Below are 26,904 nucleotides of genomic sequence, written 5' to 3' on the forward strand. Positions count from 1 at the left end.
CGTTACGCCGCGGCCGCGCCGCCCACGAGACCGGGTCGCCCGCTGCCTGCGGTAATGCCTCCGGCCCCGCCGCGCACGGGGGAACCCGACATGCGCCGTACGGCCCACCGACCCACACTGGCCGTAATGCTCACGTCGAGCCGTACGAGGAGGCAGCCATGGGCTGGTTGTGGGCGATCATCGTGGGATTCGTGCTCGGCCTCATCGCCAAGGCGGTCATCCCCGGCAGACAGCACAGCCCGCTGTGGCTGACCACCATCTGCGGCATGCTCGGCGCCATCGTGGGCAACGCGATCGCCCGCGCCGTGGGCGTCGCCGCGACCCGAGGCATCGACTGGAGCCGGCACATCTTCCAGCTGGTGGCCGCGATCATCATCGTCGGGGCCGTGGACGCCCTCTACATGGCGACGCTGGGCAAGAAGAAACAACAGCAGGCCGGAGCCTGAAAACCGCTGACGGGGAGCGCCCCGGAAGGGGCGCGGGAAACTGCGCGACCAGCCACGACGAACCCACAGCCGCCAGATCCCCCACGCCCCTCTCGGCGCTCAGGCGCCTGTGACCTCCACGGCGGCCAGGTTCTTCTTCCCTCGCCGCAGCACCAGCCACCGTCCGTCCAGCAGCTCCTCGGCCGCCGGCACCGCGTCCTCCGAGGTGACCTTCACGTTGTTCACGTAGGCCCCGCCCTCCTTCACGGTCCGCCGGGCCGCGGACTTGCTGGCGACGAGCCCGACCTCGGCGAACAGATCGACCACGGCACCCAGCTCGGCGACCTGGATGTGCGGCACCTCGGACAGCGCCGCGGCCAGGGTCCTGCTGTCCAGATCCGCCAGCTCGCCCTGCCCGAAGAGAGCCTTCGACGCGGCGATCACCGCGGCCGTCTGGTCGGCGCCGTGCACCAGCGTCGTCAGCTCCTCGGCGAGCGCCCGCTGCGCGGCCCGCGCCTGCGGCCGCTCCTCGGTCTGCCGCTCCAGCTCCTCGATCTCCTCGCGGGACCTGAAGCTGAAGATGCGCAGGAACTTGGCGACGTCCCGGTCGTCCGCGTTGACCCAGAACTGGTAGAACGCGTACGGCGTGGTCATCTCGGGGTCGAGCCACACCGTGCCGGACTCGGTCTTGCCGAACTTGGTGCCGTCCGCCTTGGTGATCAGCGGGGTGCCGAGCGCGTGCACCACGGCCTCCGGCTCGACCCGGTGGATCAGATCGGTGCCGGAGGTGAGGTTGCCCCACTGGTCGCTGCCGCCGGTCTGCAGCGTGCAGCCGTACCGCCGGTACAGCTCCAGGAAGTCCATGCCCTGCAGGATCTGGTAGCTGAACTCGGTGTAGCTGATGCCCGCCTCGGAGTTGAGCCGCCGGGAGACGGCCTCCTTGGCGATCATCTTGTTGACCCGGAAGTGCTTGCCGATGTCCCGCAGGAACTCGATGGCCGACAGGCCCTGGGTCCAGTCCAGGTTGTTGACCATGACCGCGGCGTTCGGGCCCTCGAAGTCCAGCAGCGGCTCGATCTGCGCGCGCAGCCGCTCCACCCACTGCGCGACGACCTCGGGCGCGTTCAGCGTGCGCTCCGCGGTGGGCTTCGGGTCACCGATCAGACCGGTGGCACCCCCGACCAGGCCCAGCGGACGGTGGCCCGCCTGCTGGATGCGGCGCATCGTCAGGATCTGCACCAGATTGCCGAGGTGCAGGCTGGGCGCGGTCGGGTCGAAGCCGCAATAGAACGTGACAGGACCGTCCGCGAACGCCTTGCGCAATGCGTCCTCGTCGGTGGAGAGGGCGATGAGCCCCCGCCACTTCAGCTCGTCGACGATGTCCGTCACGGTTCTCGTGTCTCCTCAGTGGTCTTCAGTGATCTTCAGTGGTCCTCGGGTGGCCGGGTGACGCCCGACCACGAACGCCTACGAGGTTATACGCCCTGACTGACAGAGCTCATGTTGAAATCCGGGATCCGCAGCGCGGGCATCGCGGCCCGGGTGAACCAGTCGCTCCACTCACGCGGCAGCGTCTGCTCCGTACGCCCCGCCTCCGAGGCCCGCCGCAGCAGGTCCACCGGCGACTCGTTGAACCGGAAGTTGTTCACCTGGCCGGTCACCTCGCCGTTCTCCACGAGATAGACGCCGTCCCGGGTCAGGCCCGTGAGCAGCAGCGTCGCCGGGTCGACCTCGCGGATGTACCACAGGCAGGTCAGCAGCAGCCCCCGTTCGGTGTCCGCGACCATCTCCTGGAGCGAGCGGTCGCCCCCGCCGTCCAGGATCAGGTTCCCGAGCGCCGGGGCCACGGGCAGCCCGGTCAGGGCCGCGCTGTGCCGGGTGGTCGTCAGATGGGCCAGCAGGCCCTCGTCGATCCACTCGGTGGCCCGCGCCGGCAGCCCGTTGTCGAACACGGACTGATCGCCGCCCGAGGAGTGGGCGACGACGAAGGGCGCGCACTCCAGGCCCGGCTCGTCCGGATCGCTGCGCAGGGTCAGCGGCAGCTCGGCGAGCTTGTCGCCGACGCGTGTCCCGCCGCCCGGCTTGGAGAACACCGTCCGGCCCTCGGCCGCGTCCCGGCCCGATGCCGACCACAGCTGGTAGATCAGCAGGTCCGCCACGGCCGTGGGCGGCAGCAACGTCTCGTACCGGCCCGCGGGCAGCTCCACCCGGCGCTCGGCCCAGCCGAGCCGGACGGCCAGCTCGGCGTCGAGCGCGCCCGGGTCGATGTCCTTGAAGTCCCGGGTGGAGCGGCCGGCCCACGCCGAACGCGTGCGGTCGGGCGACTTGGCGTTCAACTCCAGCGTGCCGGTGGGCTGGTCGTGCCGCAGCCGCAGCCCGGTGGACGTCCCCAGGTACGTCGACACCAGCTCGTGGTTGGCGAAGCCGTACAGCTCACGGCCGCCCGCACGCGCGCGTGCGAACGCCTCGCCGAGCGCCGGCGCGAAGTCGGCGAACACGGCGGAGGAGGTCTCGGCCGGCGCGTCCGTGAAGTCCGGCGACACCGGCACATCGGTGACCAGCGGCTGCGCGTCCTCGGCGGGCCCGGCACCGCGCGCGGCGGCCTCGGCGGCCCGCACCAGCGGCTCCAGCTCGTCCGCGGTGACCGCCGAACGCGACACGACACCGGAGGCCGTGCCCTCCTTGCCGTCCACGGTCGCGATGACGGTGAGCGTACGACCGCGCGTCACACCGTTCGTGGTGAGCGCGTTGCCCGCCCAGCGCAGGTTGGCGGTGGACTGCTCGTCGGCGATCACGACACAGCCGTCGGCCCGGGACAGCGCCAGTGCCTGCTCGACGATCTCGTGCGGCTTGTGGGTACGGGCGCTCATCGACCGGCCTCCTGCGTGGTGTTGAGGATGTTCACTGCCCTGAACAGAGCCGAGGGGCACCCGTGCGACACGGCGGCCACCTGGCCGGGCTGGGCCTTGCCGCAGTTGAAGGCGCCGCCGAGGACATAGGTCTGCGGACCGCCGACGGCGGCCATCGAGCCCCAGAAGTCGGTCGTGTTCGCCTGGTAGGCGACATCCCTCAGCTGCCCGGTGATCCGCCCGTTCTCGATCTTGAAGAAGCGCTGCCCGGTGAACTGGAAATTGTATCGCTGCATGTCGATCGACCAGGACCGGTCGCCGACCACGTAGATGCCCCGGTCGACGCCGCCGATCAGGTCCTCGGTGGACAGCCCCGCCGGGTCCGGCCGGAGCGAGACGTTGGCCATGCGCTGCACCGGCACATGCGCGGGGGAGTCGGCGTACGCGCAGCCGTTGGAGCGGTCGAACCCGGTGAGCCGGGCGATCCGCCGGTCCAGCTGGTAACCGACCAGCGTGCCGTCCTTCACCAGGTCCCAGGACTGCGCCTCGACACCCTCGTCGTCGTACCCGATGGTCGCGAGGCCGTGCTCGGCGGTGCGGTCGCCGGTGACGTTCATCAGCTCGGAGCCGTACCTCAGCTTGCCGAGCTGGTCGAAGGTGGCGAAGGAGGTGCCGGCATAGGCGGCCTCGTAGCCGAGCGCGCGGTCCAGCTCGGTGGCGTGGCCGATGGACTCGTGGATGGTCAGCCACAGGTTGGACGGATCGACCACCAGGTCGTACAGGCCCGCCTCCACGCTCGGCGCCCGCATCTTCTCGGCGAGCAGCTCCGGGATCCGCGCCAGCTCCGCGTCCCAGTCCCAGCCGGTGCCGGTCAGATACTCCCAGCCCCGGCCGGCCGGCGGCGCGAGCGTGCGCATCGAGTCGAACTCGCCGCTGGAGTCGTCCACCGACACCGCGGTCAGCTCCGGATGCAGCCGCACCCGCTGCTGGGTCGTCACGGTCCCGGCGGTGTCGGCGTAGAACTTGTTCTCGTGGACGGTGAGCAGCGAGGCGTCCACATGGCTGACGCCGTTCGCCGCCAGCAGCCGCCCGCTCCACTCCGCCAGCAGCGCGGCCTTCTCCTCGTCGGGCACGGAGAAGGGATCGATGTCGTACGACGAGACCCATGTGCGGTCCGTGTGCACGGGCTCGTCCGCCAACTCCACCCGCTCTTCCGACCCGGCGGCCTTGATGACCTGCGCGGACAGCTTGGCCATGGCCACGGCCTGCGAGGCCACCCGGGCGGCCGCGTCCATGGTCAGGTCCACACCGGAGGCGAAGCCCCACGTACCGCCGTGCACGACCCGGACCGCATAGCCGAGGTCGGTGGTGTCCGACGAACCGGCGGGCTTGGCGTCCCGCAGCCGCCAGGACGCGCTGCGCACCCGCTCGAGACGGAAGTCCGCGTGCTCGGCCCCGAGCGCACGCGCGCGTGCCAACGCGGCGTCGGCGAGGGACCGTAGCGGAAGCGCCGTGAAGGCTTCGTCGATGGAATGAGGCACGGAGGTCTCCCTGCTGTCGTGGCCTGTCAGGTCCGATCATGTCGCGGCGTCGGCCCGGCGGACCACACCTTTCCCGTCCGGGGCGGGGCCGTTTCTGTAGGGACCCGACAGCGACTCACCCGAGCCACTGTCGGTGCCCGATTGCCCACGGACACGGTCGTACCGATAGGTTTTCGATGAAGCCGCCTGTCATCCAGGTGTTCGGGCGGGTTGTCGGACATCTGCAGACCGCTATCGAAAGGGTGATCCGTTGAGCCGCTCGGTTCTCGTCACCGGAGGCAACCGGGGCATCGGCCTCGCCATCGCCCGCGCATTCGCCGACGCCGGTGACAAGGTTGCGATCACATACCGCTCGGGTGAGCCGCCGGCCGTCCTGAAGGAATTGGGCTGTCTGGCCGTCAAGTGCGACATCACCGACCCGGAGCAGGTGGAGCAGGCCTACAAGGAGATCGAGGACCAGCACGGTCCGGTCGAGGTTCTCGTCGCCAACGCCGGTGTGACGAAGGACCAGCTCCTGATGCGCATGTCCGAGGAGGACTTCACCTCGGTCATCGACACCAACCTCACCGGCACCTTCCGGGTCGTCAAGCGTGCCAACCGCGGCATGCTGCGTGCCAAGAAGGGCCGCGTCGTCCTGATCTCGTCCGTGGTCGGTCTGCTCGGCTCCGCGGGTCAGGCGAACTACGCCGCCTCCAAGGCCGCCCTGGTCGGTTTCGCGCGCTCCCTCGCCCGTGAGCTGGGCTCGCGCAACATCACCTTCAACGTCGTCGCGCCCGGTTTCGTCGACACCGACATGACCAAGGTGCTGAGCGACGAGCAGCGCCAGGACATCGTCTCGAAGGTGCCGCTCGGCCGTTACGCACAGCCGCAGGAGATCGCCGCGACGGTGCGGTTCCTCGCCTCGGACGACGCCTCGTACATCACTGGAGCCGTCATCCCCGTTGACGGCGGACTGGGAATGGGTCACTGATCACCATGAGCGGAATCCTCGAGGGCAAGCGCGTCCTGATCACCGGTGTGCTGATGGAGTCCTCCATCGCCTTCCACGCGGCCAAGCTGGCCCAGGAGCAGGGCGCGGAGATCATCCTGACCGCCTTCCCGCGGCCCACCCTGACCGAGCGCATCGCCAAGAAGCTGCCGAAGCCCACCAAGGTCATCGAGCTGGACGTCACCAACGACGAGCACCTCGGCCGGCTCGCCGACATCGTCGGTGAGGAGCTGGGCGGCCTCGACGGCGTCGTGCACTCCATCGGCTTCGCGCCGCAGGACGCGCTCGGCGGCAACTTCCTCAACACCCCGTTCGAGTCCGTGGCCACCGCCATGCACGTCTCGGCGTACTCCCTGAAGTCGCTGACCATGGCCTGCCTGCCGCTGATGCAGAACGGCGGCTCGGTCGTCGGCCTCACCTTCGACGCGCAGTTCGCCTGGCCGCAGTACGACTGGATGGGCCCGGCCAAGGCCGCCCTGGAGGCCACCAGCCGCTACATGGCGCGCGACCTGGGCAAGCAGAACATCCGCTGCAACCTCGTCTCCGCCGGCCCGATCGGCTCCATGGCCGCCAAGTCCATCCCGGGCTTCGCCGAGCTGGCCTCCGTGTGGGACTCCCGTGCCCCGCTGGAGTGGGACCTCAAGGACCCCGAGCCGGCCGGCCGGGGCATCGTCGCCCTGCTGAGCGACTGGTTCCCGAAGACCACCGGCGAGATCATCCACGTCGACGGCGGTCTGCACGCCATCGGCGCGTGACCGTCGCCGCCGAGGCATGAACGACGGCTGAGGCCCGTGTCCCTCCGGGGGCGCGGGCCTCAGCCGTGCCAGGTGGGGGTGCGGGGGCGCGTCGACGGGGGCGCGGGGGCGGCGCAGACCGCCGGGCAGACCGCCGCGCGGGGCGCGTCACCCGATCGGTCCCCCGGCCGCGCGTCCACCGGTCCAAGCGGCGCACCCTGGATTACGCGCCCCTGTGCGCGCCCCTCCGCAGCCTGGCCGAGGAGGTCCCCTTGTGCGCCTGCACCGCAGCCCGGCCCCCGTGACCCTGGCCGTCGCCCTGGTGCTCTCCCTGCCGTACGACGCGATGCCCTACGCGCGCGTGGCGGACGGGGGACCGCCGGCGCAGCCCCTCTTCGGGGCCGCCTGCCGCACGTCCGTCAACGGCTCCCACGTGGTGGCCTACTGCCACAATCCCTATGTCGACATCGACCGTGTGCGCCTGCACATCGAGTGCGTCCGGTGGTGGGACATCGACACCGACAGCGCACCGGCGGACACCGGGCCGGACATGACCGTACGGCTCGCGGGCCGGTGCTGGAAGGAAGTCGGCCCCGTCTGGATCAGCCACCAGAACGAGCACTGAACCGGTCCGGCCGGCACAGGAACGGATAGCTGGCGGCCTCGGCCGCCGCCGCCTCCGCGTCCTGGGCGCGGATCGCCTCCACCAGGCGGGCGTGATCCATGTGCGTCTGCGGGGTCAGCTCCGCGCCCACGTCCGCGCGCAGCCAGTCGCGCAGCACCTCGCCCAGGTCCGCGTACATCGCCGTCATCGCGTCGTTGTGGGAGGCGGCCACGACGGCCATGTGGAAGGTGGCGTCGGCCGCCACGAAGGCCTCCGGGTCGCCGGTCTCCCAGGTTCCCTCACGCCGCTCCATGAGCGCGTCCAACTGCTTGAGGTCCTTCTCGGTGCGCCGCTCGGCGGCCAGTCTCGCCGCGGCCGACTCCAGGGCCGCGCGCAACTCCGCGATGTGGCGGGGATCGGCGTCGGCGAACCGGCGGTGCATCACGCCGGCCAGCTCGCTCGTCGCGACCACATAGGTGCCGGAGCCCTGCCGGATGTCCAGCAGACCGTTGTGCGCGAGCGCACGGACGGCCTCGCGGACGGTGTTGCGGGCGACACCGAGCTGCTCGACGAGTTCCGGCTCCGTCGGAATACGGGAGCCGACCGGCCACTCGCCGGAGGTGATCTGGCCTCGCAACTCGGCGATGACCTGCTCGGACAGCGCCGAACGGCGCGGGTGGCTCAAGGGCATGGCACACCTTCGCACGACGGTCCCGGGCCTGGAGGCGCCGGAAATGGACAACCAATCATCCCATGATTCTATGATGGGTCTCATGGCATGTGAGGAAACCCGGACAGCGAACACCCGGACAGCGGATACCGGTGCGACCGACACCGGTACGGCCGACACCGGTACGACGATGTCACCGACCGGACGCGGTACGGCCCCCACGACAGGCACCCCCGGGACGACCCCTGACGCAGGACCCACGCGCGCGTGGGCGACCCGCCTGGTCATCGTGGGCATCGTGCTGTCCGCGCTGAACCTCCGCCCGGCCATCACCAGCCTCGGCGCGCTCCTGGAGGAGGTCCGCGACGGGCTCGGCATGAGCGGCAGTGTGGCGGGCCTGCTCACCTCCGTGCCCCCGCTCTGCTTCGCGGTCTTCGGCATCACCGCGCCCCGGCTGGCCCGTCGCTTCGGGCCGGCCGCCGTGGTGTGCGCGGGCATGGTCGCCATCACCGCGGGCCTGCTCATCCGGCCGTTCGTCGGCGGCACGGCCGGCTTCCTGGCCGCCAGCGCGCTCGCCCTGATGGGCATCGCCGTCAGCAACGTGCTCATGCCGGTCATCGTCAAGCGCTGGTTCCCCGACCGGGTCGGCTCCATGACCGGCCTGTACTCGATGGCGCTCGCCCTCGGCACGTCCCTCGCCGCCGCCGTCACGGTGCCCCTGACGGACGCCATGGGAGGCGGCTGGCGGTCCGGTCTCGCCGTGTGGGCCGTCATCGCGGGCGCCGCCGTCCTGCCCTGGCTGCCGCTCGTACGCGAGCGCGGCACCGCATCCGCACCGCCGCAGGAGCGCGCGGCGGGGGAGCGCGCGGCGACGGAGCGGCACGCGCCCGTGGCGCAGCCCGCGCCCCTGCGCATCACCCGCAGCCGCACCGCCTGGGCGCTCGCCGTCTTCTTCGGCCTCCAGGCCACCGCCGCCTACATCACGATGGGCTGGATGCCGCAGATCTTCCGGGACGCCGGCGTCCCGGCCGGCACCGCGGGCGTGCTGCTCGCCGTCACCATGGTCATGGGCGTGCCGCTGGCCTTCGTCATCCCGAGGGTCGCCACCCGGCTGCCCCAGCAGGGGCCCATCGTGCTGGTCCTGGGCGTGTGCGGCCTCGCCGGATACGCCGGCCTGTACCTCGCGCCCGCCGCCGGCGCCTGGGCCTGGGCCCTGCTGCTCGGCGTCTCCAACTGTGCCTTCCCGCTGGCCCTGACGATGGTCGGGATGCGGGCCCGCAGCGGCCAGGGGGTGGCCCAGCTGTCCGCGTTCGCGCAGAGCACCGGCTACCTGATCTCCATCCCCGGCCCGCTGCTGGTCGGCGTGCTCTACCAGCACAGCGGCGGCTGGGGAGTGCCGATCGCCCTCATGGCGGCCCTCATGGTGCCGCAGATGGCGGTCGGCTTCCTGGCGGGCCGCGACCGCACGGTGGAGGACGAGGCGGCCGCACGCTGACCTCCGCGAACGGGTCTCGGGGGAGGTGACGCGCCGACCCCCGCGGACGGGGCCCGCAGGGAGGGTGCGAGACTGGGCGCATGCAGCCTGTGCTCGACCCGAACCCGCAGAACGGTCAGAAGAAGATGCTGCTCGTCTTCGGCTCGTTCTTCGCCATCTTCGTGATCATCGCGATCGTCGCGACCGTCGCCTCCCCCTGACGGCGGCCGGGGCCCCGGACCGCCTCCGCGGGCCGATGGTGGGGCTGGCCCCACCATCCCCTAGGGGGTGAGGGTCAGGGTCAACTGGGTGGAAGTCCTGATGGGTTGGCGGCCCCGGAATCCGTACCTTCGAGGGGTGAGACCGCACGGCGGCTCACGAACCCGCTCGAAGACCCACGGAGGCGATCATGTCGGCCCGCACCCACCCCCGGCCTCACCCGGCGACCACGGGCGGCGTCGACATCCGGCTGCCCTGGTGGGCCCTCGCGCTGCCCGCGCTCGCCTTCATCGCGCTGCTCGTGCTGATACTGAACCCGTCGGACGCGCACGCGGCGAGCGGCGACCCGGCGATCACGCACCTCGTCGAGCGCGCCCAGCAGCTCCTCACGCGCTGACCCGAAGCCCCCGTGCGCGGTGAATCCGCATGTCAACTCCCTGCGCCGCATGGCTCGTTTCATGCGAAGCTGGGCATCATGAGCGTTGAACAACCTCGCAGGATCGTCCTCCTCCGGCACGCGAAGGCCGACTGGGGCCAGGAAGCCGACCATGACCGGCCCCTCGCGGAGCGCGGCCGCCAGGAAGCCCTCGTCGCGGGCCGCAAGCTGGCGGACACCAAGATCGCCTTCGACCTGGCTCTGTGCTCCACCGCGGCCCGCACCCGCGAGACCTGGAAGCTCGCCGTCCAGGAGTTCCCGCAGCGACCGAGGACCGTCTACGAGGAGCGGGTCTACGAGGCCTCCCCGGGCGAGCTGATCGCCCTGCTCGACGAGACTCCGGACGACGTCCGCAACCTCGTCCTGATCGGCCACAACCCGGGCGTCCACGCTCTCGCCGACGCCCTCGCGGGAGAGGCGGACGGCGATCTCCTCGCGCGGATGAACCGCAGCGGCTTCCCGACCGCCGCCTTCGCGATCCTCACCTTCGAGGGCTCCTGGAAGTCCGTGGAACACGGCGTGGCCAAGCTGGTCGACTTCTGGACTCCGCACAGCTGACACGGCTGACGCGGAAGGGCCCGGCATGCCGCGGGCGGCACCGGGCCCCTTGTCGTATCCGGGGAACCGGAACGGATCAGCCCTCGTGGTGCGTGTCGGCCGCCTCGACCTCTTCGCGGGTGATGCCCAGCAGATAGAGCACGGTGTCGAGGAAGGGGAAGTTCACCGCCGTGTGCGCGGCCTCGCGGACCACCGGCTTGGCGTTGAAGGCCACGCCCAGACCGGCCGCGTTCAGCATGTCCAGGTCATTGGCACCGTCACCGATCGCCACCGTCTGCGACAGCGGCACCCCGGCCGCCGCGGCGAACCGGCGCAGCAGCCGCGCCTTGCCCGCACGGTCCACGATCTCGCCCGTGACCCGGCCGGTGAGCTTGCCGTCGACGATCTCCAGCGTGTTGGCCTGCGCGAAGTCCAGACCCAACCGTTCCTTCAGATCGTCCGTGACCTGGGTGAAGCCACCGGAGACGACCCCGACCTGGTAGCCGAGCCGCTTCAGCGTGCGGATCAGGGTGCGGGCACCCGGCGTCAGCCGGACCTCGTTGCGCACCTTCTCCACCACCGAGGCGTCCAGCCCCTCCAGCAGCGCCACGCGCGCGTGCAGCGACTGCTCGAAGTCCAGCTCCCCGCGCATCGCCGCCGCCGTCACCTCGGCGACCTTGTCCTCGCAGCCGGCGTGCGCCGCGAACAGCTCGATGACCTCGTCCTGGATCAGGGTCGAGTCCACGTCCATCACCACGAGCCGCTGAGCGCGCCGGTGCAGGCCCGCCGCCACCACGGCCACATCGACACCCAGTGCCGCCGCGTCGGAGGCGAGCGCGGTGCGCAGCGGCTCGGTCTCCACGCCGGAGACGGCGAACTCCACTGCCGTCACCGGGTACTTGGCGAGGCGGAAGATACGGTCGATGTTGCCGCCGGTCTTCGCGATCCGGGCGGCGATGGCCGCCGTCGACTCGGCGGTCAGCGGATGGCCGAGGACGGTCACCAGGGAACGCCCGAGGCCGCGCGGCTGATTGTCACCGTGCCCCGAGATGATCTCCGCCTGCATCTTCATCGACTCGGCCCAGCTGTGCACGGTGGCCCGCAGATCGCCCTCCAGGCCGGCCGGCGGCTGGGTGACCAGCGCACACAGCACCAGGCGGCCCCGGGTGACGACCTGCTCGATGTCGACCACGTCGACGAGGTACGCGGCGAGGGTGTCGAAGAGGCCCGCGGTGATGCCCGGCCTGTCCTTGCCGAAGATCTTGACGAGGAGAGTGGGGACCTCGGGGGTCTGTGAGGCAGAGGTCTGCGAAGCGCTCATGGTGTCACCACCGTATCCGGCACCCAGTGCCGTCCGCCGCCGAGGTCCGCCTGACGGACACGGAACAATGGATGTCGCGCCGGTGTCAGGGATCTTGCCACCGAAAGACACCTTCACGCACCCCGCACACCGGCCCTCGGCTCCACCACGACTCTGCCACGAGATGCCCTCACGGGCAGGCCGGGGGAGACGCCGGCCGCACGCGATCCCCCCGAGTGGCGTGATCTCGACGCCGATGGGCGACTCGGCGCCTCTCAGCCGGAAGCGGGTGCCTCGCCGGAGGGGGTGACCGAACCATCCGTCCCGAGTGTCACAACGGCCGCCGTCACGGGGCCCGGTGAGCGCGGACCCCCCGATCCGCCGGGCGGCAGCATGGCGATGGCTGTCCCCCTCGCCGGGATTAGCACTCTCCGGCCCGGTTTCAACCCTCGTCCACAGGGCGAGTTGGAGCGCGCGAGGGGGCTTGTGGCAAGGCCCGGCTTTCGGTCAGAGGGCGGAGCCTGAAATAGTTCCCCACGATGTTCGACATCCCTAGACTCCCTGTGATGGGGGTAACTCGGGGGACAACTCAGTGGGGCATGGAGTGCCGGAACTCGTACTGGAATCAAACGGACAGACCTGGACGCTCGATCCGTCCAGGCCTTATACCCTCGGCCGTGATCCGCAGGGTGACATCATCTTCGACGACGCCAGGGTGTCCTGGCGGCACGCCACGGTCAGCTTCAACGGCCGCAGTTGGGTCATCGAGGACCATGGCAGCACCAACGGCACCTTCGTGCAGGGCCGGCGGATCCAGCAGACGGAGATCGGGCCGGGCACGGCGCTGCATCTGGGCAACGCGACCGACGGACCGCGCCTGAACCTGTCCGGAGCCGCGGTCGGCCAGCAGCAGTCGGCGCCGTACGCGGCGCAGGGCGCCGGAGCGCCCGGCTGGGCCCAGGCCCCGCAACAGGCCGCCGCACAGCCGCAGGCACCGGCCCCGCAGCAGGCCGTACCGCCGCAGGCCCCGCCGCCGGACTGGCAGCAGCAGGCGCCCGCGTTCCCGCAGCAGGCGGCGCCCGCCGATCCGTACGCACAGCCGGCACCCGGTGGTGGCGCGGGGGCGCCGCCGGTCCACGGCGACCGCAGCCCGACCACGTTCCACCAGTTCGCCATGGGCCGTGTGATGCGCATCGGTCGTGCCCTGGAGAACGAGCTGGTCGTCTCGGACCTGCAGGTCTCCCGTCACCACGCCGAGTTCCACTCGACGCCCGACGGCCGGCTGGAGATCCGCGACCTCGGCTCGCACAACGGCACCTACGTCAACGGCCAGCCGATCGCCAAGGGCGGCTCGGTGCAGCTGGGCCCGGCCGACATCGTCGGCGTCGGCCACTCCACCTTCCGGATCGTCGGCGACCGCCTCGAAGAGTTCGTCGACACCGGTGAGGTCTCCTTCTCCGCGCGTCATCTGACCGTCACGGTCGACGGCGGCAAGCAGATCCTGAAGGACGTCTCCTTCGGCGTCCCGGAGAAGTCCCTGATCGCGGTCATCGGCCCGTCCGGCTCCGGCAAGTCCACCCTGCTCAAGGCGCTCACCGGCTACCGGCCCGCCAACCAGGGCGAGGTGCTGTACGACAACCGGAACCTGTACAAGCAGTTCGCCGAGCTGCGCCAGCGCATCGGTCTGGTCCCGCAGGACGACATCCTGCACAAGGAGCTGACCGTCAAGAAGGCCCTGAAGTACGCGGCCAAGCTGCGCTTCCCCGCCGACACCACGGCACAGGAGCGCGAGGCCCGCATCGACGAGGTGCTGCGCGAGCTCAAGCTGGACATCCACAAGGAGAAGAAGGTCACCTCTCTCTCCGGTGGCCAGCGCAAGCGTGTCTCGGTGGCCCTGGAGCTGCTCACCAAGCCGTCGCTGATCTTCCTCGACGAGCCCACCTCGGGCCTCGACCCGGGCATGGACCGCGACGTCATGCAGCTGCTGCGCGGCCTCGCGGACGACGGCCGTACGGTCCTCGTGGTCACCCACTCCGTGGCCGAGCTGGCGATCTGCGACAAGCTCCTGGTGATGGCGCCCGGTGGTTCGGTGGCCTACTTCGGCCCGCCCGAGGAGGCGCTGAACTTCTTCGGCTACGACACCTGGGCCGATGTCTTCTCGGCCTTCGAGAACTACCGCGACTACGACTGGGCGGGCCGCTGGAAGGGCTCGCAGCACTACCAGATGTACGCGGCGGACTTCGACTCGGCCGCTCCGCAGTCGGTTCACCACATGCCCCCGCCGCAGGCCATCAGGCCGCCCAAGCCGCAGGCCTGGGGTTCGCAGCTGCTGACCCTGATCCGGCGCTATGTGTCGGTCATCGCCTCCGACCGGGGCTTCCTGCTGCTGTCGGTGGTGCTGCCGGCGGTCCTCGGCGCGGTCAGCCTGCCGATCCAGCACAACCGCGGTCTGAAGGTCAACGCGGCGATCAACCCGCAGACCGGCCTGCACGTCCCGAACGGCACCGCCACCACGGTGCTGCTGATCCTCGCGGTCGGCGCGTGCTTCGCGGGCGCCGCGAACTCCGTGCGTGAGCTGATCAAGGAACGGGTGATCTACGAGCGGGAGCGGGCGACCGGCCTGTCCCGGTCGGCGTATCTGATGTCCAAGGTGGTCGTGCTCGGCGCCGTCACCGTGCTGCAGGGACTGCTGGTCGGAATCATCGGCTTCTCCAGCCGTGACATCCCCGACCAGGGAATCGTCCTCGGCGCCTCCACGCTCCTGGAGCTGTGTCTGCCGATCATGGCGCTCGGCTTCACCTCGATGATGGTCGGCCTGGTGATCTCCTCGCTGGTGAAGACCGCCGAGAAGACCATGCCGCTGCTGGTGATGTTCGCGATCATCCAGGTCGTCTTCACCGGCTGTCTGTTCACGCTGCACGGCACGTTCGGTGTGAACGAGGTCTCGTACCTGATGCCGTCGCGCTGGGGCGTGGCCGCCGCCGGCACCACGCTGGACTTCAACAACATCGCCCCGAACACCGATGACCCGGGCAGCACCGACCCGCTGTGGAACCACACGGCCGGCGCCTGGACCATGGACATGATCATCCTGGTCCTGCTCGGTGTGGTCTGCGGCTTCTTTGTGGCCCGCTTCCTGCGCCGCCACGAGCCGGAGGTCATGCGCAAGTAGTCGCACACCCGCGCAGCGACGCCGAAGGGCGGCACCCCGAGAGTGGGGTGCCGCCCTTCGGCGTGCGTCAGAGGTCCGCGCCGACCTCAGTACGCGCTGTTGACGTTGTCCATCGAGCCGTACCGGTGGGCCGCGTAGTTGGCGGCGGCGGTGATGTTGGCGACCGGGTCGTAGATGTTCCACGACGTGCCGGCCACGTGGTACGCGTTGAAGGTCGGCTGGATCACCTGGAGCAGGCCCTTGGACGGGATGCCGTTGATGGCGTTGATGTCCCAGTTGTTGATCGCCATCGGGTTGCCCGAGGACTCACGGATGATGTTCCGGTGCAGGCCGCTGTAGGAGCCCGGGATGTTGTGCTGCTTCATGATGTCCAGCGACTGCCGGATCCAGCCGTCGAGGTTGTTCGCGTACGTCTTCGCGGCGACCGGCTGCATGTCGAGACGCTCGGTGGAGCGGCTCGCGGTCTGTCGGGCGGCGCGGTCCTGCGCGGCCTTCTTGGCCGCGGCGGCGGCGTCGGCGGCCTTCTTCGAGGCGGCGGCCTCGTCGGCGGCCTTCTTCTGCGCGGCGTACGAGTCGAGCTTGACCGACCGGGTGGCGAGCTGGTCGGTGACCGTGCCCTTGACGTTCTTCAGCGTCGCGCCGGCGGCCTGGGCGTGGGCGGCCGGGGCGCCGGTGGTGACGGTCTCCGCGTTGCCGGGGACGGCCGAGAGGGCCACGGCCGCGGCACCGAGAGCGGCGACACCGGCGATGGCGATCTTGCCCTGCTTGGTCAGGGCACGACTATGAGATCGGTTGAGAACGTACTTGGGCATGGCTGATGGACCTCTCGTGAGCGCGGAGGTCGCTCTCTGCGTCCGCCGGGGGAATCGGTTCCTCCCACACGAACACCGGGGGTCCGAAGACCCGCGGCGCTGAGCGACGGAAGCAATTCTTAGCGGGCGCAAAATGTCCAGGCAAAGGTGTGACGTACGATCCCCGATAGTGGATCGGGGAAGGGCAAAACGGGACAGACTGGACCGTCTGTCCCGTTCATGCGGGGAGGCTTTATCTCCTATGTCCGTTCGTACGTGATGTGGGCCCTATGCGCGGGCTCACATCGAAGACGTAACAGTCTCACCAGGAGTTGCCGTCGCAATGCACTGTGTGAGGGCTCTCCTCCGGGAGGATGAGGTGGACGTCGCCGAACTCGTGCCACAGGTAGAGCCCCCGCAGTGCCTCCTCGTACGCCCGGTCGACCGCGCACCGCCCCGCGACCGCCTCCAGCATCAGCAGATGCGAGGCCTCCGGCTCGTGCAGCCCGGTCAGCAGCCCGTCCACCACCCGCACCCCGCGCTCCGGCGTCACGACCAGCTCCGTCCACCCCCGCGCCGCCCGCACCACCCCGTCCGGCCCGGCCGCCGACTCCACGGCCCGCACGGCCGTCGTACCCACCGCGACGACCCGTCCCCCACCCGCCTTCACGGCGTTGACCAGCCGCGCCGAGGCCTCCGGCACCACGAAACGCTCCGCGTACGGCGGCTCGTGCGCCTCCACGGACGCCACCCCCGTGTGCAGCGTGACCGGCGCGAACCGCACCCCCCTGCTCACCAGCTCCGCCACCAGCCGCGCGGTGAACGGCCGCGCCGCACTCGGCATCTCCGCACTGCCCGCCCCGTCCGGCGACGCCGGCGCGAACACCGTCTGGTACGCCGCGAGCGGCTGGTCCCGCTCTGTATAGGAATAACGGATCGGCCGCCCATGGGCGCGCAGCACCTCCAGGACGTCCCCGGCCGCCCGCGCCCACCACAGCCGCTCCCCGCGCGGGCTCAGCGGCTCCTGAAGGACCAGCCGCCCCGCCCCCGGCAGCACCACCTCTGTCCCCGCGCGCGTGCCCGCACGCGGGGATGTGGTGCCCCGCCCGTCCGGCTCCCGCAGCTCGACCGCCCACCGGCCGTCGTCCCCGCGTGCGGAGACATGCACCACCACGCGCGCGTGCCCGATCCGCCCGTCCACCGCCGCGGCCAGGGTGGGCGAGGTGTTCACCACCAGCAGGTCCCCGGCCCGCAGCAGCCGCGGCAACTCCGGGAACGCGTGATGCGACACCTCCGTACCGCGCGACACCAGCAGCCGTACGGCGTCCCGGTCCAGCCCCGGACCGCGCTGCTCGGCGGGCACGCGCGCGGACCGCCCCTGCGGCATGTGCACGACCGCCCTCACCGCTCCGCCACCAGTGCCGGCGCCCCGTACCGGCCGCTCGCCGGCCGTTCGCCGAGCAACCGCAGGAACGCCGGTACGACCGTGTCCGGCGCCGGACGCGGATCGTCGTCGCCCGGCACGGCCGCCGCGTACAGACCGGTCGCCATGTCCCCGGGATCCACCACCCACACCCGCAGACCGGGCTCCTCCACGGCCAGCACCGCCGCGAGCTGGTCCAGGGCCGCCTTGGAGGCGCCGTAGCCGCCCCAGGTCCCGTACGCCTCGGCCGCCGCGTCCGAGCTGACCGCGATCACCGCGCCGGCCGGCGCCAGACGCAGCAGCGGCAGCGCCTCCTGGACCAGGCCCAGCGCGGCCACCACATTCACCTCCAGCGCCCGCCGCAGCCCCTCCAGCGGCAGCTCCGCCAGCCGGACCAGCGGCTCGGCGCCCAGCGCGCTCGCATTGCTCACCAGCAGATCGACACCGCCCAGCCGGCCCGCTGCCGCCACCAGCGCGGCCCGGTGCCCGGCATCCGTCACATCCCCGGGCAGTGCCCGTACGCGCGTGCCGTGCCCGGCGACGCTCTCGGCGGCCTCCCGGAGGGCCGTCGCGCCCCGGGCGTCCAGCACCAGATCCCAGCCCCGGGCGGCCAGCGCCCCGGCGAGCGCCCGCCCCAGGCCCTTCGAGGCCCCCGTGATGATCGCTACCGGCATGACTACCGTCCCCTCGTCGCCCACCGCCCACCGTCGGACGGTGGCCACACCGTAGGAACGGCGCCCTCGGCGCCGCCTCGGACGCGGGCCGCAAACCGCCGGGGCCCTTCGGCGTACCCCGCAGGCCCGGGGCCCAGCGGCCTACACCGCAGGTCCTAGGGCCGGCGGACCGGTCCCGGCCGTCACAGGTCCGATCCCCGCTGTCACACCCCGCCGGTACCGTGAGGTCATGAGTCAAGGCCCCCGGTCCGGCCTCGCCGCGGTCAGTGCCGCGCTGCTGGCCATGAGCAGGCATCTGGAGGTGCGCGACGTCCTCAAGACGATCGTCGCCTCCGCCCGCGAGCTGCTCGACGCGCAGTACGCCGCCCTCGGCGTCCCCGACGACCACGGCGGCTTCGCCCAGTTCGTCGTCGACGGCGTCAGCGACGCCCAGTGGAAGGCCATCGGCCCGCTGCCCCGGCAGCACGGCATCCTCGCCGCGATGCTGCACGAGGCGAAGGCCGAGCGCCTCGCCGACGTGCGCAAGGACCCCCGCTTCGAGGGCTGGCCGGCCGCGCACCCGGACCTGGTCGACTTCCTCGGCCTGCCCATCCGCGACGGCGACGAGGTCATCGGAGCCCTCTTCCTCGCCAACAAGAACTGCCCCAAGCCGGAGGGGAGTTGCGGCTTCACCGCGGAGGACGAGGACCTGCTCGCCATCCTCGCCCAGCACGCCGCCATCGCCCTCACCAACGCCCGGCTCTACGAACGCAGCCGTGAACTCACCATCGCCGAGGAGCGCTCCCGCCTCGCCCACGAACTGCACGACGCGGTCAGCCAGAAGCTCTTCTCGCTGCGCCTGACCGCCCAGGCCGCGGCCGCCCTCGTCGACCGCGACCCGGCCCGCGCCAAGGGCGAACTGCACCAGGTCGCCGCGCTCGCCGCCGAGGCCGCCGACGAACTGCGCGCCGCCGTCGTGGAGTTGCGCCCCGCCGCCCTGGACGAGGACGGCCTGATCGCCACCCTGCGCACCCAGACCCAGGTCCTCGACCGCGCCCACACCGCGCGCGTCACCTTCGCCGGCACCGGCTTCCGCGCCCTGCCCGCCGCCCAGGAGGAAGCCCTGCTCCGGGTCGCCCAGGAGGCCCTGCACAACGCACTGCGCCACTCCGGCGCCGACCACGTCGACGTACGCCTGGGCCGGCGCGGCGGCGGCGCCGTGCTCCGCGTCACCGACGACGGAGGCGGCTTCGACCCGACGGCGGTCCGCCGCGCCGGACGGCATCTGGGCCTGGTCTCCATGCGGGACCGCGCGAGCGGTGTCGGCGGCACGCTGACCGTGGAATCGGTGCCGGGCAAGGGCACCACGATCGAGATGGAGGTCCCCGGTGGCTGACGCGATCAGGGTGCTCCTCGTCGACGACCACCAGGTCGTCCGCCGGGGCCTGCGCACCTTCCTGGAAGTGCAGGACGACATAGAGGTCGTCGGGGAGGCCGCCGACGGCGCCGAGGGCGTCGCCCGCGCCGAGGAACTGCGACCGGACGTCGTGCTGATGGACGTCAAGATGCCGGGCATGGACGGCATCGACGCCCTGCGCCGGCTGCGCGAACTCGACAACCCCGCGCGCGTGCTGATCGTCACCAGCTTCACCGAGCAGCGCACGGTCGTACCGGCCCTGCGCGCGGGCGCCGCCGGATACGTCTACAAGGACGTGGACCCCGACGCCCTCGCCGGCGCCATCCGCTCCGTGCACGCCGGACACATCCTGCTCCAGCCGGAGGTCGCCGGCGTCCTGCTCTCCCAGGAGGAGGCCAACTCCCCGCAGGGCAGAGGCGGTTCGCTCACCGACCGGGAGCGCGAGGTGCTCGGCCTGATCGCGGACGGCCGCTCCAACCGGGAGATCGCCCGTGCCCTCGTCCTGTCGGAGAAGACGGTCAAGACGCATGTCTCCAACATCCTGATGAAGCTCGACCTCGCCGACCGCACCCAGGCCGCGCTCTGGGCCGTTCGCCATGGCCTGACCGGCTGAAACGCCCTCACCACGACCTCACCGAGGGCAACATGAAGGGTCAGGTTATGGACTGAGATTCATACCGTCGTGGGAATGTCCCCCGGACGGCGCAACCACGGGCGATCTCCGCCGTTCTCCAGTGCGTGCTGCGGCGAACCGCCGCGGTGAACGTCTAGGAGGGGTTGGCAAGTGAAGAACCTGAAGAAGGCCGCGGCCGTGACGATGCTGGCCGGTGGCCTGGTGGCCGCTGGTGCGGGGATGGCCTCCGCCACGGGCGGCGCCCACGCCTGCGGTGACGCCCAGGGCTCCCCGGGTGTTGTCTCGGGCAACGTCATCCAGGCCCCGGTGCACATCCCGCTGAACGTGTCCGGCAACAGCGTGAGCGTGGTCGGCATCATGAACCCGGCCTTCGGCAACAGCGCCGTCAACCACTGAGGTTCACTTCTCGGCGCCGGCCGGGCAAGCACAGCCCGTCCGGCGCCTGAGGCCGAGGCCCGTTCAGGGCCGAAGCGGGAACCTGGGGGCGACAGCCCCCAGGCACACCCCCGGTGACCGGAAGGCCGGCGGCACCGGTGACCGCAGAGCGACGGGCTCAGCGAATCCCCCGCTCCCGCTCCTCCACAATGGAGTTGTACGCCGCGACCTGCGCCCGGCGCCCCGTGCGTTCCACAGGCCGCAGAGCCTCGGACCGAGCGGCCATCTCCGCGGAGGTGACCGCCGCCCCGTGCCCGTTGCCGTACGCCAGCGACACCAGCAGGGCCACCCGCTGCGCCAGTTCCAGCACCCGCGCCGCACGCGGCGGATAGCCCGGCGCCAGCACCTCCCGCCCATGCTCGGCCCGCGCCCGGTACGCGTCGATCGCCGCCTCGGCCACCGGCCCCGACCCGGCGACATCCAGCTTCGACAGCACCTGGGTCGCCGCGCGCAGCGCCTCCGCCAGCTCCCGCTCCGCCTCGCCCAGCGAGGGCACATCGGCGGGCGGCGCCTCCCGCACCGGCAGCACCTGCCAGACCACCTCGGCATGTACATCGCCCTCGGGCCCGGCCTCGTACACCTCGGGCACCAGGCCGAACGCGGCGCCGAAGCAGACCACCGCCTCCTCGGCCTCCAGGGCCCGCGCATTGAACTCCGGCGGACCGCTCAGCCCCAGCGGGTGCCCCGGCGCGGGCAGCGCCACCCGCAGGCCGGTCACCCCCAGCGCCCGCAACCGCCCCAACGCGAGCGTGAGCCCGACCGGCGCGGATTCCCCGGGCAGCCCCTCCACCCGGTGCACCGTGTCCTCGCCCACAATGGCGAGTACGGCGTCATCCGGAGAGACAAGTCCGGCCAAAAGGGCATTTCCCCAAGCGGCAAGGCGTCCTGAACGCGGTTCCGAGAGCATGCCTCCACCCTAAGGACCGGACCGATGGAATGGACCGGCGCACTCGTGGCGTAGATTTCATATGGGCTGCGCCCACCGGCGCGGCGGACCGAGCCACAGGCGTACGCGACAGCCGAGACCGGCCACACTGCAAGGGGAGACAACGCGCTCATGAGCGATGTTCTGGAGCTTCAGGACGTATCCGTGGTCCGCGAGGGCCGGGCTCTGGTGGACCAGGTCTCCTGGTCGGTGAAGGAGGGCGAGCGCTGGGTCATCCTCGGCCCCAACGGCGCCGGAAAGACCACCCTCCTGAACGTCGCCTCCAGCTACCTCTTCCCCAGCAAGGGCACCGCCACCATCCTCGGTGACACCCTCGGCAAGGTCGATGTCTTCGAGCTGCGCCCCCGCATCGGTGTGGCCGGCATCGCCATGACCGAGAAGCTCCCCAAGAGCCAGACCGTCCTGCAGACCGTGCTCACCGCCGCCTACGGCATGACCGCCGGCTGGCACGAGGAGTACGACGAGGTCGACGAGCAGCGCGCCCGCGCCTTCCTCGACCGCCTCGGCATGACCGACTACGTCGACCGCCGCTTCGGCACCCTCTCCGAGGGCGAGCGCAAGCGCACCCTCATCGCCCGCGCCCTGATGACCGACCCCGAGCTGCTCCTGCTCGACGAGCCCGCCGCCGGCCTCGACCTCGGCGGCCGCGAGGACCTGGTCCGCCGCCTCGGCCGACTCGCCCGCGACCCCATCGCCCCCTCGATGATCATGGTCACGCACCATGTCGAGGAGATCGCCCCGGGCTTCACCCATGTCCTCATGATCCGCCAGGGCAAGGTTCTCGCCGCCGGCCCGATCGAGCTGGAACTGACCTCCCGCAACCTCTCCCGCTGCTTCGGTCTCCCGCTCGTCGTCGAGCAGGTCGGTGACCGCTGGACGGCTCAGGGCCTGCCGCTGTCCTGACTCCACCCCGACTCGGTTCGCGCCCTGTCCGTCGCCCCGGCCCCGGTCCTACCATGACCATGTGAAGGACATCGACGCATGGGTGTGGTGGCTCGTCGGCGCGGCGGCACTCGGAATCCCGCTCGTGGTCACCGCGATGCCGGAGTTCGGCATGCTCGCGGTGGGGGCCGTCGCGGCCTCGGTCGTGGCGGGACTCGGCTTCGGCACCGTGATCCAGGTCCTCGCGTTCATCGTCGTATCCGTCGCACTCATCGCCGTCGTCCGCCCCATCGCGGCCCGGCACAGCAGACAACGCCCTCAACTCGCCACAGGTATCGACGCCCTGAAGGGCAAACAGGCCGTCGTCCTGGAACGCGTCGACGGCTCCGGCGGCCGGATCAAGCTCGCCGGAGAGATCTGGTCGGCCCGCTCCCTCGCCACCGACCGCGCCTACGAAGTGGGCCAGGAGGTGGATGTCGTGGAGATCGAAGGCGCCACGGCCATCGTCATCTGAGGCAACCGGCCCACGAGTTGGGTGAAGTCTGACAGACTCGACCAGCAAGATCTTCTGCAAGCATGAGATCTGCCGAAGGCGCCGAGGCGGAGAGGGGTACGGGGAACACGATGGAACCGGTCATCATCGTCCTGATCATTCTGGTGGTGTTGGTCTTCATCGCCCTGATCAAGACCATCCAGGTCATCCCACAGGCCAGCGCCGCCATCGTCGAGCGCTTCGGCCGCTACACACGCACCCTGAACGCGGGCCTGAACATCGTGGTCCCGTTCATCGACACCATCCGCAACCGCATCGACCTGCGCGAACAGGTCGTGCCGTTCCCGCCCCAGCCGGTGATCACCCAGGACAACCTGGTCGTCAACATCGACACGGTCATCTACTACCAGGTGACGGACGCCCGCGCGGCCACCTATGAGGTCGCCAGCTACATCCAGGCGATCGAGCAGCTGACGGTCACCACACTCCGCAACATCATCGGCGGCATGGACCTCGAACGCACCCTGACCTCCCGCGAGGAGATCAACGCCGCCCTGCGCGGCGTCCTCGACGAGGCGACGGGCAAGTGGGGCATCCGCGTCAACCGCGTGGAACTCAAGGCCATCGAGCCGCCGACCTCCATCCAGGACTCGATGGAGAAGCAGATGCGCGCCGACCGTGACAAGCGCGCCGCGATCCTCACCGCCGAAGGTACGCGCCAGGCCGCCATCCTCACCGCGGAGGGCGAGAAGCAGTCCCAGATCCTGCGCGCTGAAGGTGAGGCCAAGGCAGCGGCCCTGCGCGCCGAAGGTGAGGCCCAGGCGGTCCGTACGGTCTTCGAGGCGATCCACGCCGGCGACCCGGACCAGAAGCTCCTGAGCTACCAGTACCTCCAGATGCTCCCGAAGATCGCCGAGGGCGACGCCAACAAGCTCTGGATCGTCCCCAGCGAGATCGGCGACGCCCTCAAGGGCCTCTCCGGTGCCATGGGCAACTTCGGCCCCCTGGGCGGCGGTTCGGGCGGCAACGGCAAGTCCGTCCCGCCCCAGAACAACGGCCCCGACCGCTGGGAGAAGCCGAGCATCGACTGAGGCTCACCGGAAAACGCCGGGTTCGTCCCGCGCCCCTCAGGGAAGGGACGCGCGGGACGAACCCGGCAGACGATCAGGCGGCATCCCGGGCAAGCCACTCAGGAAGCGCGTCGAGGTCCTCCCGCCCCAGAGCCAAGAGCATCGCATCGGCGGGCGTCGGCTCAAACGGCTCCTGGAGGAGCTCCATACCGGCCTGTTGCGGAGTCCGGTCGGCCTTCCGGTGATTGTCCTCCGCGCACGCGGCCACCGTATTCAGCCATGTGTCCTGCCCACCCTGCGCCCGCGGCACCACATGGTCCACCGTCGTGGCCCTGCGCCCGCAGTACGCGCACCGGTGCCGGTCCCGGACCAGCACACCCCGCCTCGACCATGGTGCTTGTCTTCGGAACGGCACCCGTACATATCTGCACAGTCTGATCACCCGGGGCGCGGGTATGTCCACATCGGCACCGCGCATACGCAGCTCGGGATGGGCCTGCTCGACGACGGCCTTGTCCTGCAGCACCAGAACGACGGCTCGATTCAACGTCACCGTCGACAGCGGCTCGAAGCTCGCGTTCAGAACCAGCGTGTCCCGCATCCAGCCCACCTCCCGTGCGCACCTGCCCAGCCCCCGGCGGGCTTGGATCAACTCTGGACGGGCGCGCCGAGATGGACAACGCAATAAAAAATGCCCGCCTCCGATCACGTCCAAGACCGGAGGCGGGCAAACGTTCAATGAACGCTCGGCTGAATCGTGGCGCTGCGCTCAGCCCTGCGCGGGATTCTCGTACTCACCGATGAGCTGAGCCCGGGCGATCGCGTGGAACCGCAGATTGAAGCCGACGACGGCGGGCGAGACATCGCCGTCCGGACCGAGCTTCTCCTGGTCCACCGCGTACACAGTGAAGACGTACCGGTGCGGCCCGTCCCCGGGCGGCGGCGCGGCACCGCCGAAGTCCTTCGTCCCGTAGTCGTTGCGCACATGCACCGCGCCCTCGGGCAGACCCTCGAACTTCCCGCCGCCCGCACCCGCCGGCAGCTCCGTCACGGAGGCCGGGATGTCGAACAGGACCCAGTGCCAGAACCCGCTGCCGGTCGGCGCGTCGGGGTCGTAGCACGTCACGGCGAAACTCTTGGTCTCCGCAGGGAACCCCTCCCAGCGCAGTTGCGGAGACGTATTGCCCTCCGCATGGACCTGGGCGCTCCCCAGCGTCGCACTCTCCTTGACGTCCGCGCTCGTCACGGTGAACGACGGCACGGGCGGATGGAAGTCGTGGGGGAGCGGCCGCCGCTTGAGCTCGGTCACCTCGGTACCTCCTGATCGATGATCTGCAACCAGCGGTTCCCGAGCCTAGAACCAGTTGCGCTTGCTGCCGACCTCGGACAGCCACTGGTTCAGATAAGCCGCCCAGTCGGTCCCCTGCCAGTCGTGCTGCCCCACCTGGAAGGACCGGTAGGTGTCCGAGCCCTCACTGAACAGACCCGGCTTCTTGTCCATCTCCAGTACGACGTCCATCGCGTGCTCGTCGGCCACGAAGCTCAGCTCGACCTGGTTCAGGCCCCGGTACTGAGCCGGCGGGTGGAACTCGATCTCCTGGTAGAACGGCAGCGTCTGCCGCGTGCCCCGGATGTGCCCCTGCTCCATGTCCGCGTTCTTGAAACGGAAGCCCAGCTGGATGAACGCGTCCAGGATCGCCTTCTGCGCCGGCAGCGGATGCACATTGATGGGGTCCAGATCGCCGGAGTCCACGGCCCGCGCGATCGCCAGCTCGGTCGTCACCCCGATGTGCATCCCGCGCAGCGCCTGCCCGTCGATCATGGTGACCGGCGTCTCCCAGGGGACCTCAAGACCGAACGGAACGGCGTGCACCGCACCGGCCTGCAGCTCGAAGGCCCCGCCGAGCCGCACCTTGGTGAACTCGATGTTCTGCTTGTACTCCTCGTCGCCACGCTCCACCTCGACCCTGGCCTGCAGACCGACGGACAGCCCCTCGATGTCCTGGTTCACCGACCCGCCCTGGATACGCACCTCACCCTGGACGACCCCGCCCGGGACGACGTTGACCTCGGTCAGCACCGTCTCGACCGACGCCCCGCCGGCACCGAGGCTCGCGAGCAGCTTCTTGAACGCCATTGACTCTCCCTTTACGAAGGACCCTCGACCCCTACAAACGCGATCCGCCCGCTGCCGGTTCCGCCGGCCCGCCGCCCCGACTGCACTACGCTCGGACGGCATGATCGCGCCCCCGGACCGTACGCCACTGCCCCGAGACTTCTTCGACCGCCCGGTCCTGGACGTGGCACCGGACCTTGTCGGACGCATCCTCGTCCGTACGACCCCCGACGGCCCGATCGCCCTCCGCCTGACAGAGGTCGAGGCGTACGACGGCCCGAACGATCCCGGCTCACATGCCTACCGTGGCCGCACCGCCCGCAACGCGGTGATGTTCGGTCCGCCCGGACATGTGTACGTCTACTTCACCTACGGCATGTGGCACTGCATGAACCTCGTCTGCGGCCCCGAGGGCCGGGCGAGCGCGGTGCTGCTCCGCGCCGGCGAGGTCATCGAGGGCGTCGAGCTGGCGCGCAAACGGCGACTTTCGGCCCGGAACGACAAGGAACTGGCCAAGGGTCCGGCACGCCTGGCGACGGCCCTGGGCATCGACCGCGCCCTGGACGGCACGGACGCGTGCGCCACCGGCGAGACCCCGCTGCGGATGCTGACCGGTACGCCCGTACCCGCTGACCAGGTACGAAGCGGCCCTCGCACCGGAGTCTCCGGCGAAGGCGGCAATGGCGACATCCACCCCTGGCGTTACTGGGTGGCCAATGACCCGACGGTGAGCCCCTATCGGGCCCATGTACCGAGGCGCCGCTCAAGTTGACGCACCTTACGAAGGTGCGTAACGTATCCCGAGCCGCTGAACCGGGTACGGCAATCGCCTGCAGCCGGAGCGGCCACCCACTACCTAGCTACAGCCCCTCGGCGGGGTCGATTTCGGCGCGCCCTTGTGCCCGAATTCGAAGCCGCGAGACTCGATTATGAGTCGCCGAGAGAATGAGCTAACGTAGTGAATGTCGAAAGGGCCACGGCGAAAGCCGAAAACCCCCAGACAAATCCCGCCGACAGGGAATCGGACGCCGAAAGGATCTGATAGAGTCGGAAACGCAAGACCGAAGGGAAGCGCCCGGAGGAAAGCCCGAGAGG

28 protein-coding genes are annotated in these 26,904 nt (G+C 70.5%); 16 read left to right on the forward strand and 12 right to left on the reverse strand.

The features are described 5' to 3' along the window. Positions 1-158 precede the first annotated feature (158 nt). Entirely contained in the window at positions 159-446 is a 288-nt protein-coding gene (locus IE277_RS32095; protein ID WP_189957228.1) for a GlsB/YeaQ/YmgE family stress response membrane protein, read from the forward strand. A 99-nt stretch (positions 447-545) separates the two neighbouring features. Here IE277_RS32095 and tyrS read toward each other — a convergent pair whose 3' ends face one another. The 3 genes from tyrS to IE277_RS32110 form a co-directional block, all read right to left on the reverse strand. Beyond that, the gene (tyrS, locus tag IE277_RS32100) at positions 546-1,814 is read right to left on the reverse strand and encodes a tyrosine--tRNA ligase (protein WP_189957229.1); all 1,269 of its coding nucleotides are present in this window, start codon (positions 1,812-1,814) and stop codon (positions 546-548) included. 86 nt (positions 1,815-1,900) lie between these two features. Next, positions 1,901-3,295 (reverse strand): TldD/PmbA family protein, encoded by a 1,395-nt coding sequence (locus tag IE277_RS32105; RefSeq protein WP_189957230.1) that lies wholly within the window; start codon positions 3,293-3,295, stop codon positions 1,901-1,903. After that, positions 3,292-4,815: a TldD/PmbA family protein gene (locus IE277_RS32110; RefSeq protein ID WP_189957231.1), complete on the reverse strand. Its 1,524-nt coding sequence runs from the start codon at positions 4,813-4,815 to the stop codon at positions 3,292-3,294. Before IE277_RS32110 ends, IE277_RS32105 begins: the two co-directional genes overlap by 4 nt. A 250-nt stretch (positions 4,816-5,065) precedes the next feature. Here IE277_RS32110 and fabG point away from each other — a divergent pair, with 250 nt between their 5' ends. The 3 genes from fabG (at position 5,066) to IE277_RS32125 (ending at position 7,162) form a co-directional block, all read left to right on the forward strand. Beyond that, the gene (gene fabG / locus IE277_RS32115; protein ID WP_189957232.1) at positions 5,066-5,785 is read left to right on the forward strand and encodes a 3-oxoacyl-[acyl-carrier-protein] reductase; all 720 of its coding nucleotides are present in this window, start codon (positions 5,066-5,068) and stop codon (positions 5,783-5,785) included. Positions 5,786-5,790: 5 nt separating this feature from the next. Beyond that, positions 5,791-6,558 carry an enoyl-ACP reductase FabI gene (fabI, locus tag IE277_RS32120; RefSeq protein WP_189957233.1) on the forward strand — a complete coding sequence of 256 codons (768 nt, stop codon included), beginning with the start codon at positions 5,791-5,793 and terminating at the stop codon, positions 6,556-6,558. A 253-nt stretch (positions 6,559-6,811) separates the two neighbouring features. Further along, positions 6,812-7,162 (forward strand): hypothetical protein, encoded by a 351-nt coding sequence (locus tag IE277_RS32125; protein WP_189957234.1) that lies wholly within the window; start codon positions 6,812-6,814, stop codon positions 7,160-7,162. On the opposite strand, the gene IE277_RS32130 is transcribed toward IE277_RS32125, so the two are convergent. After that, complete coding sequence (locus IE277_RS32130) at positions 7,140-7,832, reverse strand: FadR/GntR family transcriptional regulator (RefSeq protein WP_189957235.1); 693 nt, start codon at positions 7,830-7,832, stop codon at positions 7,140-7,142. The two genes, IE277_RS32125 and IE277_RS32130, sit on opposite strands and share 23 nt — an antisense overlap. A 169-nt stretch (positions 7,833-8,001) precedes the next feature. On the opposite strand from IE277_RS32130, the gene IE277_RS32135 reads away from it, so the two are divergent. The 4 genes from IE277_RS32135 (at position 8,002) to IE277_RS32145 (ending at position 10,498) form a co-directional block, all read left to right on the forward strand. After that, positions 8,002-9,306 carry a CynX/NimT family MFS transporter gene (locus tag IE277_RS32135; RefSeq protein ID WP_373310938.1) on the forward strand — a complete coding sequence of 435 codons (1,305 nt, stop codon included), beginning with the start codon at positions 8,002-8,004 and terminating at the stop codon, positions 9,304-9,306. Between the two features lie 80 nt (positions 9,307-9,386). Further along, positions 9,387-9,506, forward strand: coding sequence for an SGM_5486 family transporter-associated protein (locus IE277_RS48950; protein WP_268252676.1), 120 nt, complete (start codon positions 9,387-9,389; stop codon positions 9,504-9,506). A 188-nt stretch (positions 9,507-9,694) separates the two neighbouring features. Beyond that, positions 9,695-9,901 (forward strand): hypothetical protein, encoded by a 207-nt coding sequence (locus tag IE277_RS32140; protein ID WP_189957237.1) that lies wholly within the window; start codon positions 9,695-9,697, stop codon positions 9,899-9,901. Positions 9,902-9,979: 78 nt separating this feature from the next. Then, positions 9,980-10,498, forward strand: a complete 519-nt coding sequence (locus IE277_RS32145; protein ID WP_189957238.1) for a SixA phosphatase family protein — start codon at positions 9,980-9,982, stop codon at positions 10,496-10,498. Between the two features lie 76 nt (positions 10,499-10,574). Here IE277_RS32145 and serB read toward each other — a convergent pair whose 3' ends face one another. Next, positions 10,575-11,798, reverse strand: a complete 1,224-nt coding sequence (serB, locus tag IE277_RS32150) for a phosphoserine phosphatase SerB (RefSeq protein ID WP_189957239.1) — start codon at positions 11,796-11,798, stop codon at positions 10,575-10,577. A gap of 583 nt (positions 11,799-12,381) precedes the next feature. Between serB and IE277_RS32155 the strand changes: the two genes are divergently transcribed. Then, positions 12,382-14,949, forward strand: a complete 2,568-nt coding sequence (locus IE277_RS32155) for an ABC transporter ATP-binding protein/permease (protein WP_189957240.1) — start codon at positions 12,382-12,384, stop codon at positions 14,947-14,949. 86 nt (positions 14,950-15,035) lie between these two features. Here the strand turns inward: IE277_RS32155 and IE277_RS32160 are convergent, their stop codons facing one another. The 3 genes from IE277_RS32160 to IE277_RS32170 all read right to left on the reverse strand — a co-directional run bounded on the left by IE277_RS32160 (position 15,036) and on the right by IE277_RS32170 (position 17,837). Next, positions 15,036-15,761, reverse strand: coding sequence for a transglycosylase SLT domain-containing protein (locus IE277_RS32160; protein WP_189957241.1), 726 nt, complete (start codon positions 15,759-15,761; stop codon positions 15,036-15,038). A gap of 301 nt (positions 15,762-16,062) precedes the next feature. Then, entirely contained in the window at positions 16,063-17,127 is a 1,065-nt protein-coding gene (locus tag IE277_RS32165; RefSeq protein ID WP_189957256.1) for an S-adenosylmethionine:tRNA ribosyltransferase-isomerase, read from the reverse strand. Between the two features lie 14 nt (positions 17,128-17,141). Beyond that, a complete protein-coding gene (locus IE277_RS32170) occupies positions 17,142-17,837 on the reverse strand; it encodes an SDR family NAD(P)-dependent oxidoreductase (RefSeq protein WP_189957242.1) in 696 nt (231 codons plus the stop codon). A gap of 229 nt (positions 17,838-18,066) precedes the next feature. On the opposite strand from IE277_RS32170, the gene IE277_RS32175 reads away from it, so the two are divergent. From IE277_RS32175 to IE277_RS32185, 3 genes are all read left to right on the forward strand, one after another. Beyond that, positions 18,067-19,212: a GAF domain-containing sensor histidine kinase gene (locus IE277_RS32175; protein WP_189957243.1), complete on the forward strand. Its 1,146-nt coding sequence runs from the start codon at positions 18,067-18,069 to the stop codon at positions 19,210-19,212. After that, a complete protein-coding gene (locus tag IE277_RS32180) occupies positions 19,205-19,846 on the forward strand; it encodes a response regulator (protein ID WP_189957244.1) in 642 nt (213 codons plus the stop codon). The genes IE277_RS32175 and IE277_RS32180 overlap by 8 nt, the downstream gene beginning before the upstream one ends. 171 nt (positions 19,847-20,017) lie before the next feature. Next, positions 20,018-20,263 (forward strand): chaplin, encoded by a 246-nt coding sequence (locus IE277_RS32185; protein WP_189957245.1) that lies wholly within the window; start codon positions 20,018-20,020, stop codon positions 20,261-20,263. Positions 20,264-20,420: 157 nt separating this feature from the next. On the opposite strand, the gene IE277_RS32190 is transcribed toward IE277_RS32185, so the two are convergent. Then, on the reverse strand, positions 20,421-21,209 hold the full coding sequence (locus IE277_RS32190; protein ID WP_189957246.1) for an Rv1486c family protein: 789 nt from the start codon (positions 21,207-21,209) through the stop codon (positions 20,421-20,423). Between the two features lie 150 nt (positions 21,210-21,359). Between IE277_RS32190 and IE277_RS32195 the strand changes: the two genes are divergently transcribed. The 3 genes from IE277_RS32195 to IE277_RS32205 all read left to right on the forward strand — a co-directional run bounded on the left by IE277_RS32195 (position 21,360) and on the right by IE277_RS32205 (position 23,714). Continuing rightward, the gene (locus IE277_RS32195; protein ID WP_189957247.1) at positions 21,360-22,151 is read left to right on the forward strand and encodes an ABC transporter ATP-binding protein; all 792 of its coding nucleotides are present in this window, start codon (positions 21,360-21,362) and stop codon (positions 22,149-22,151) included. Between the two features lie 61 nt (positions 22,152-22,212). Next, complete coding sequence (locus IE277_RS32200) at positions 22,213-22,644, forward strand: NfeD family protein (RefSeq protein ID WP_189957248.1); 432 nt, start codon at positions 22,213-22,215, stop codon at positions 22,642-22,644. A 110-nt stretch (positions 22,645-22,754) separates the two neighbouring features. Further along, entirely contained in the window at positions 22,755-23,714 is a 960-nt protein-coding gene (locus IE277_RS32205) for an SPFH domain-containing protein (protein ID WP_189957257.1), read from the forward strand. Positions 23,715-23,787: 73 nt separating this feature from the next. Here the strand turns inward: IE277_RS32205 and IE277_RS32210 are convergent, their stop codons facing one another. From IE277_RS32210 to IE277_RS32220, 3 genes are all read right to left on the reverse strand, one after another. Next, positions 23,788-24,294 carry an HNH endonuclease gene (locus IE277_RS32210; RefSeq protein WP_189957249.1) on the reverse strand — a complete coding sequence of 169 codons (507 nt, stop codon included), beginning with the start codon at positions 24,292-24,294 and terminating at the stop codon, positions 23,788-23,790. Between the two features lie 168 nt (positions 24,295-24,462). Then, complete coding sequence (locus tag IE277_RS32215) at positions 24,463-25,002, reverse strand: YbhB/YbcL family Raf kinase inhibitor-like protein (protein ID WP_189957250.1); 540 nt, start codon at positions 25,000-25,002, stop codon at positions 24,463-24,465. 45 nt (positions 25,003-25,047) lie between these two features. Further along, positions 25,048-25,830 (reverse strand): sporulation protein, encoded by a 783-nt coding sequence (locus IE277_RS32220; protein ID WP_189957251.1) that lies wholly within the window; start codon positions 25,828-25,830, stop codon positions 25,048-25,050. Positions 25,831-25,930: 100 nt separating this feature from the next. On the opposite strand from IE277_RS32220, the gene IE277_RS32225 reads away from it, so the two are divergent. After that, entirely contained in the window at positions 25,931-26,581 is a 651-nt protein-coding gene (locus tag IE277_RS32225; protein WP_189957252.1) for a DNA-3-methyladenine glycosylase, read from the forward strand. The last annotated feature ends 323 nt before the right edge of the window (positions 26,582-26,904 follow it).

This window comes from Streptomyces alanosinicus, from assembly GCF_014650595.1.
Taxonomy (GTDB): Bacteria; Actinomycetota; Actinomycetes; order Streptomycetales; family Streptomycetaceae; genus Streptomyces; species Streptomyces alanosinicus.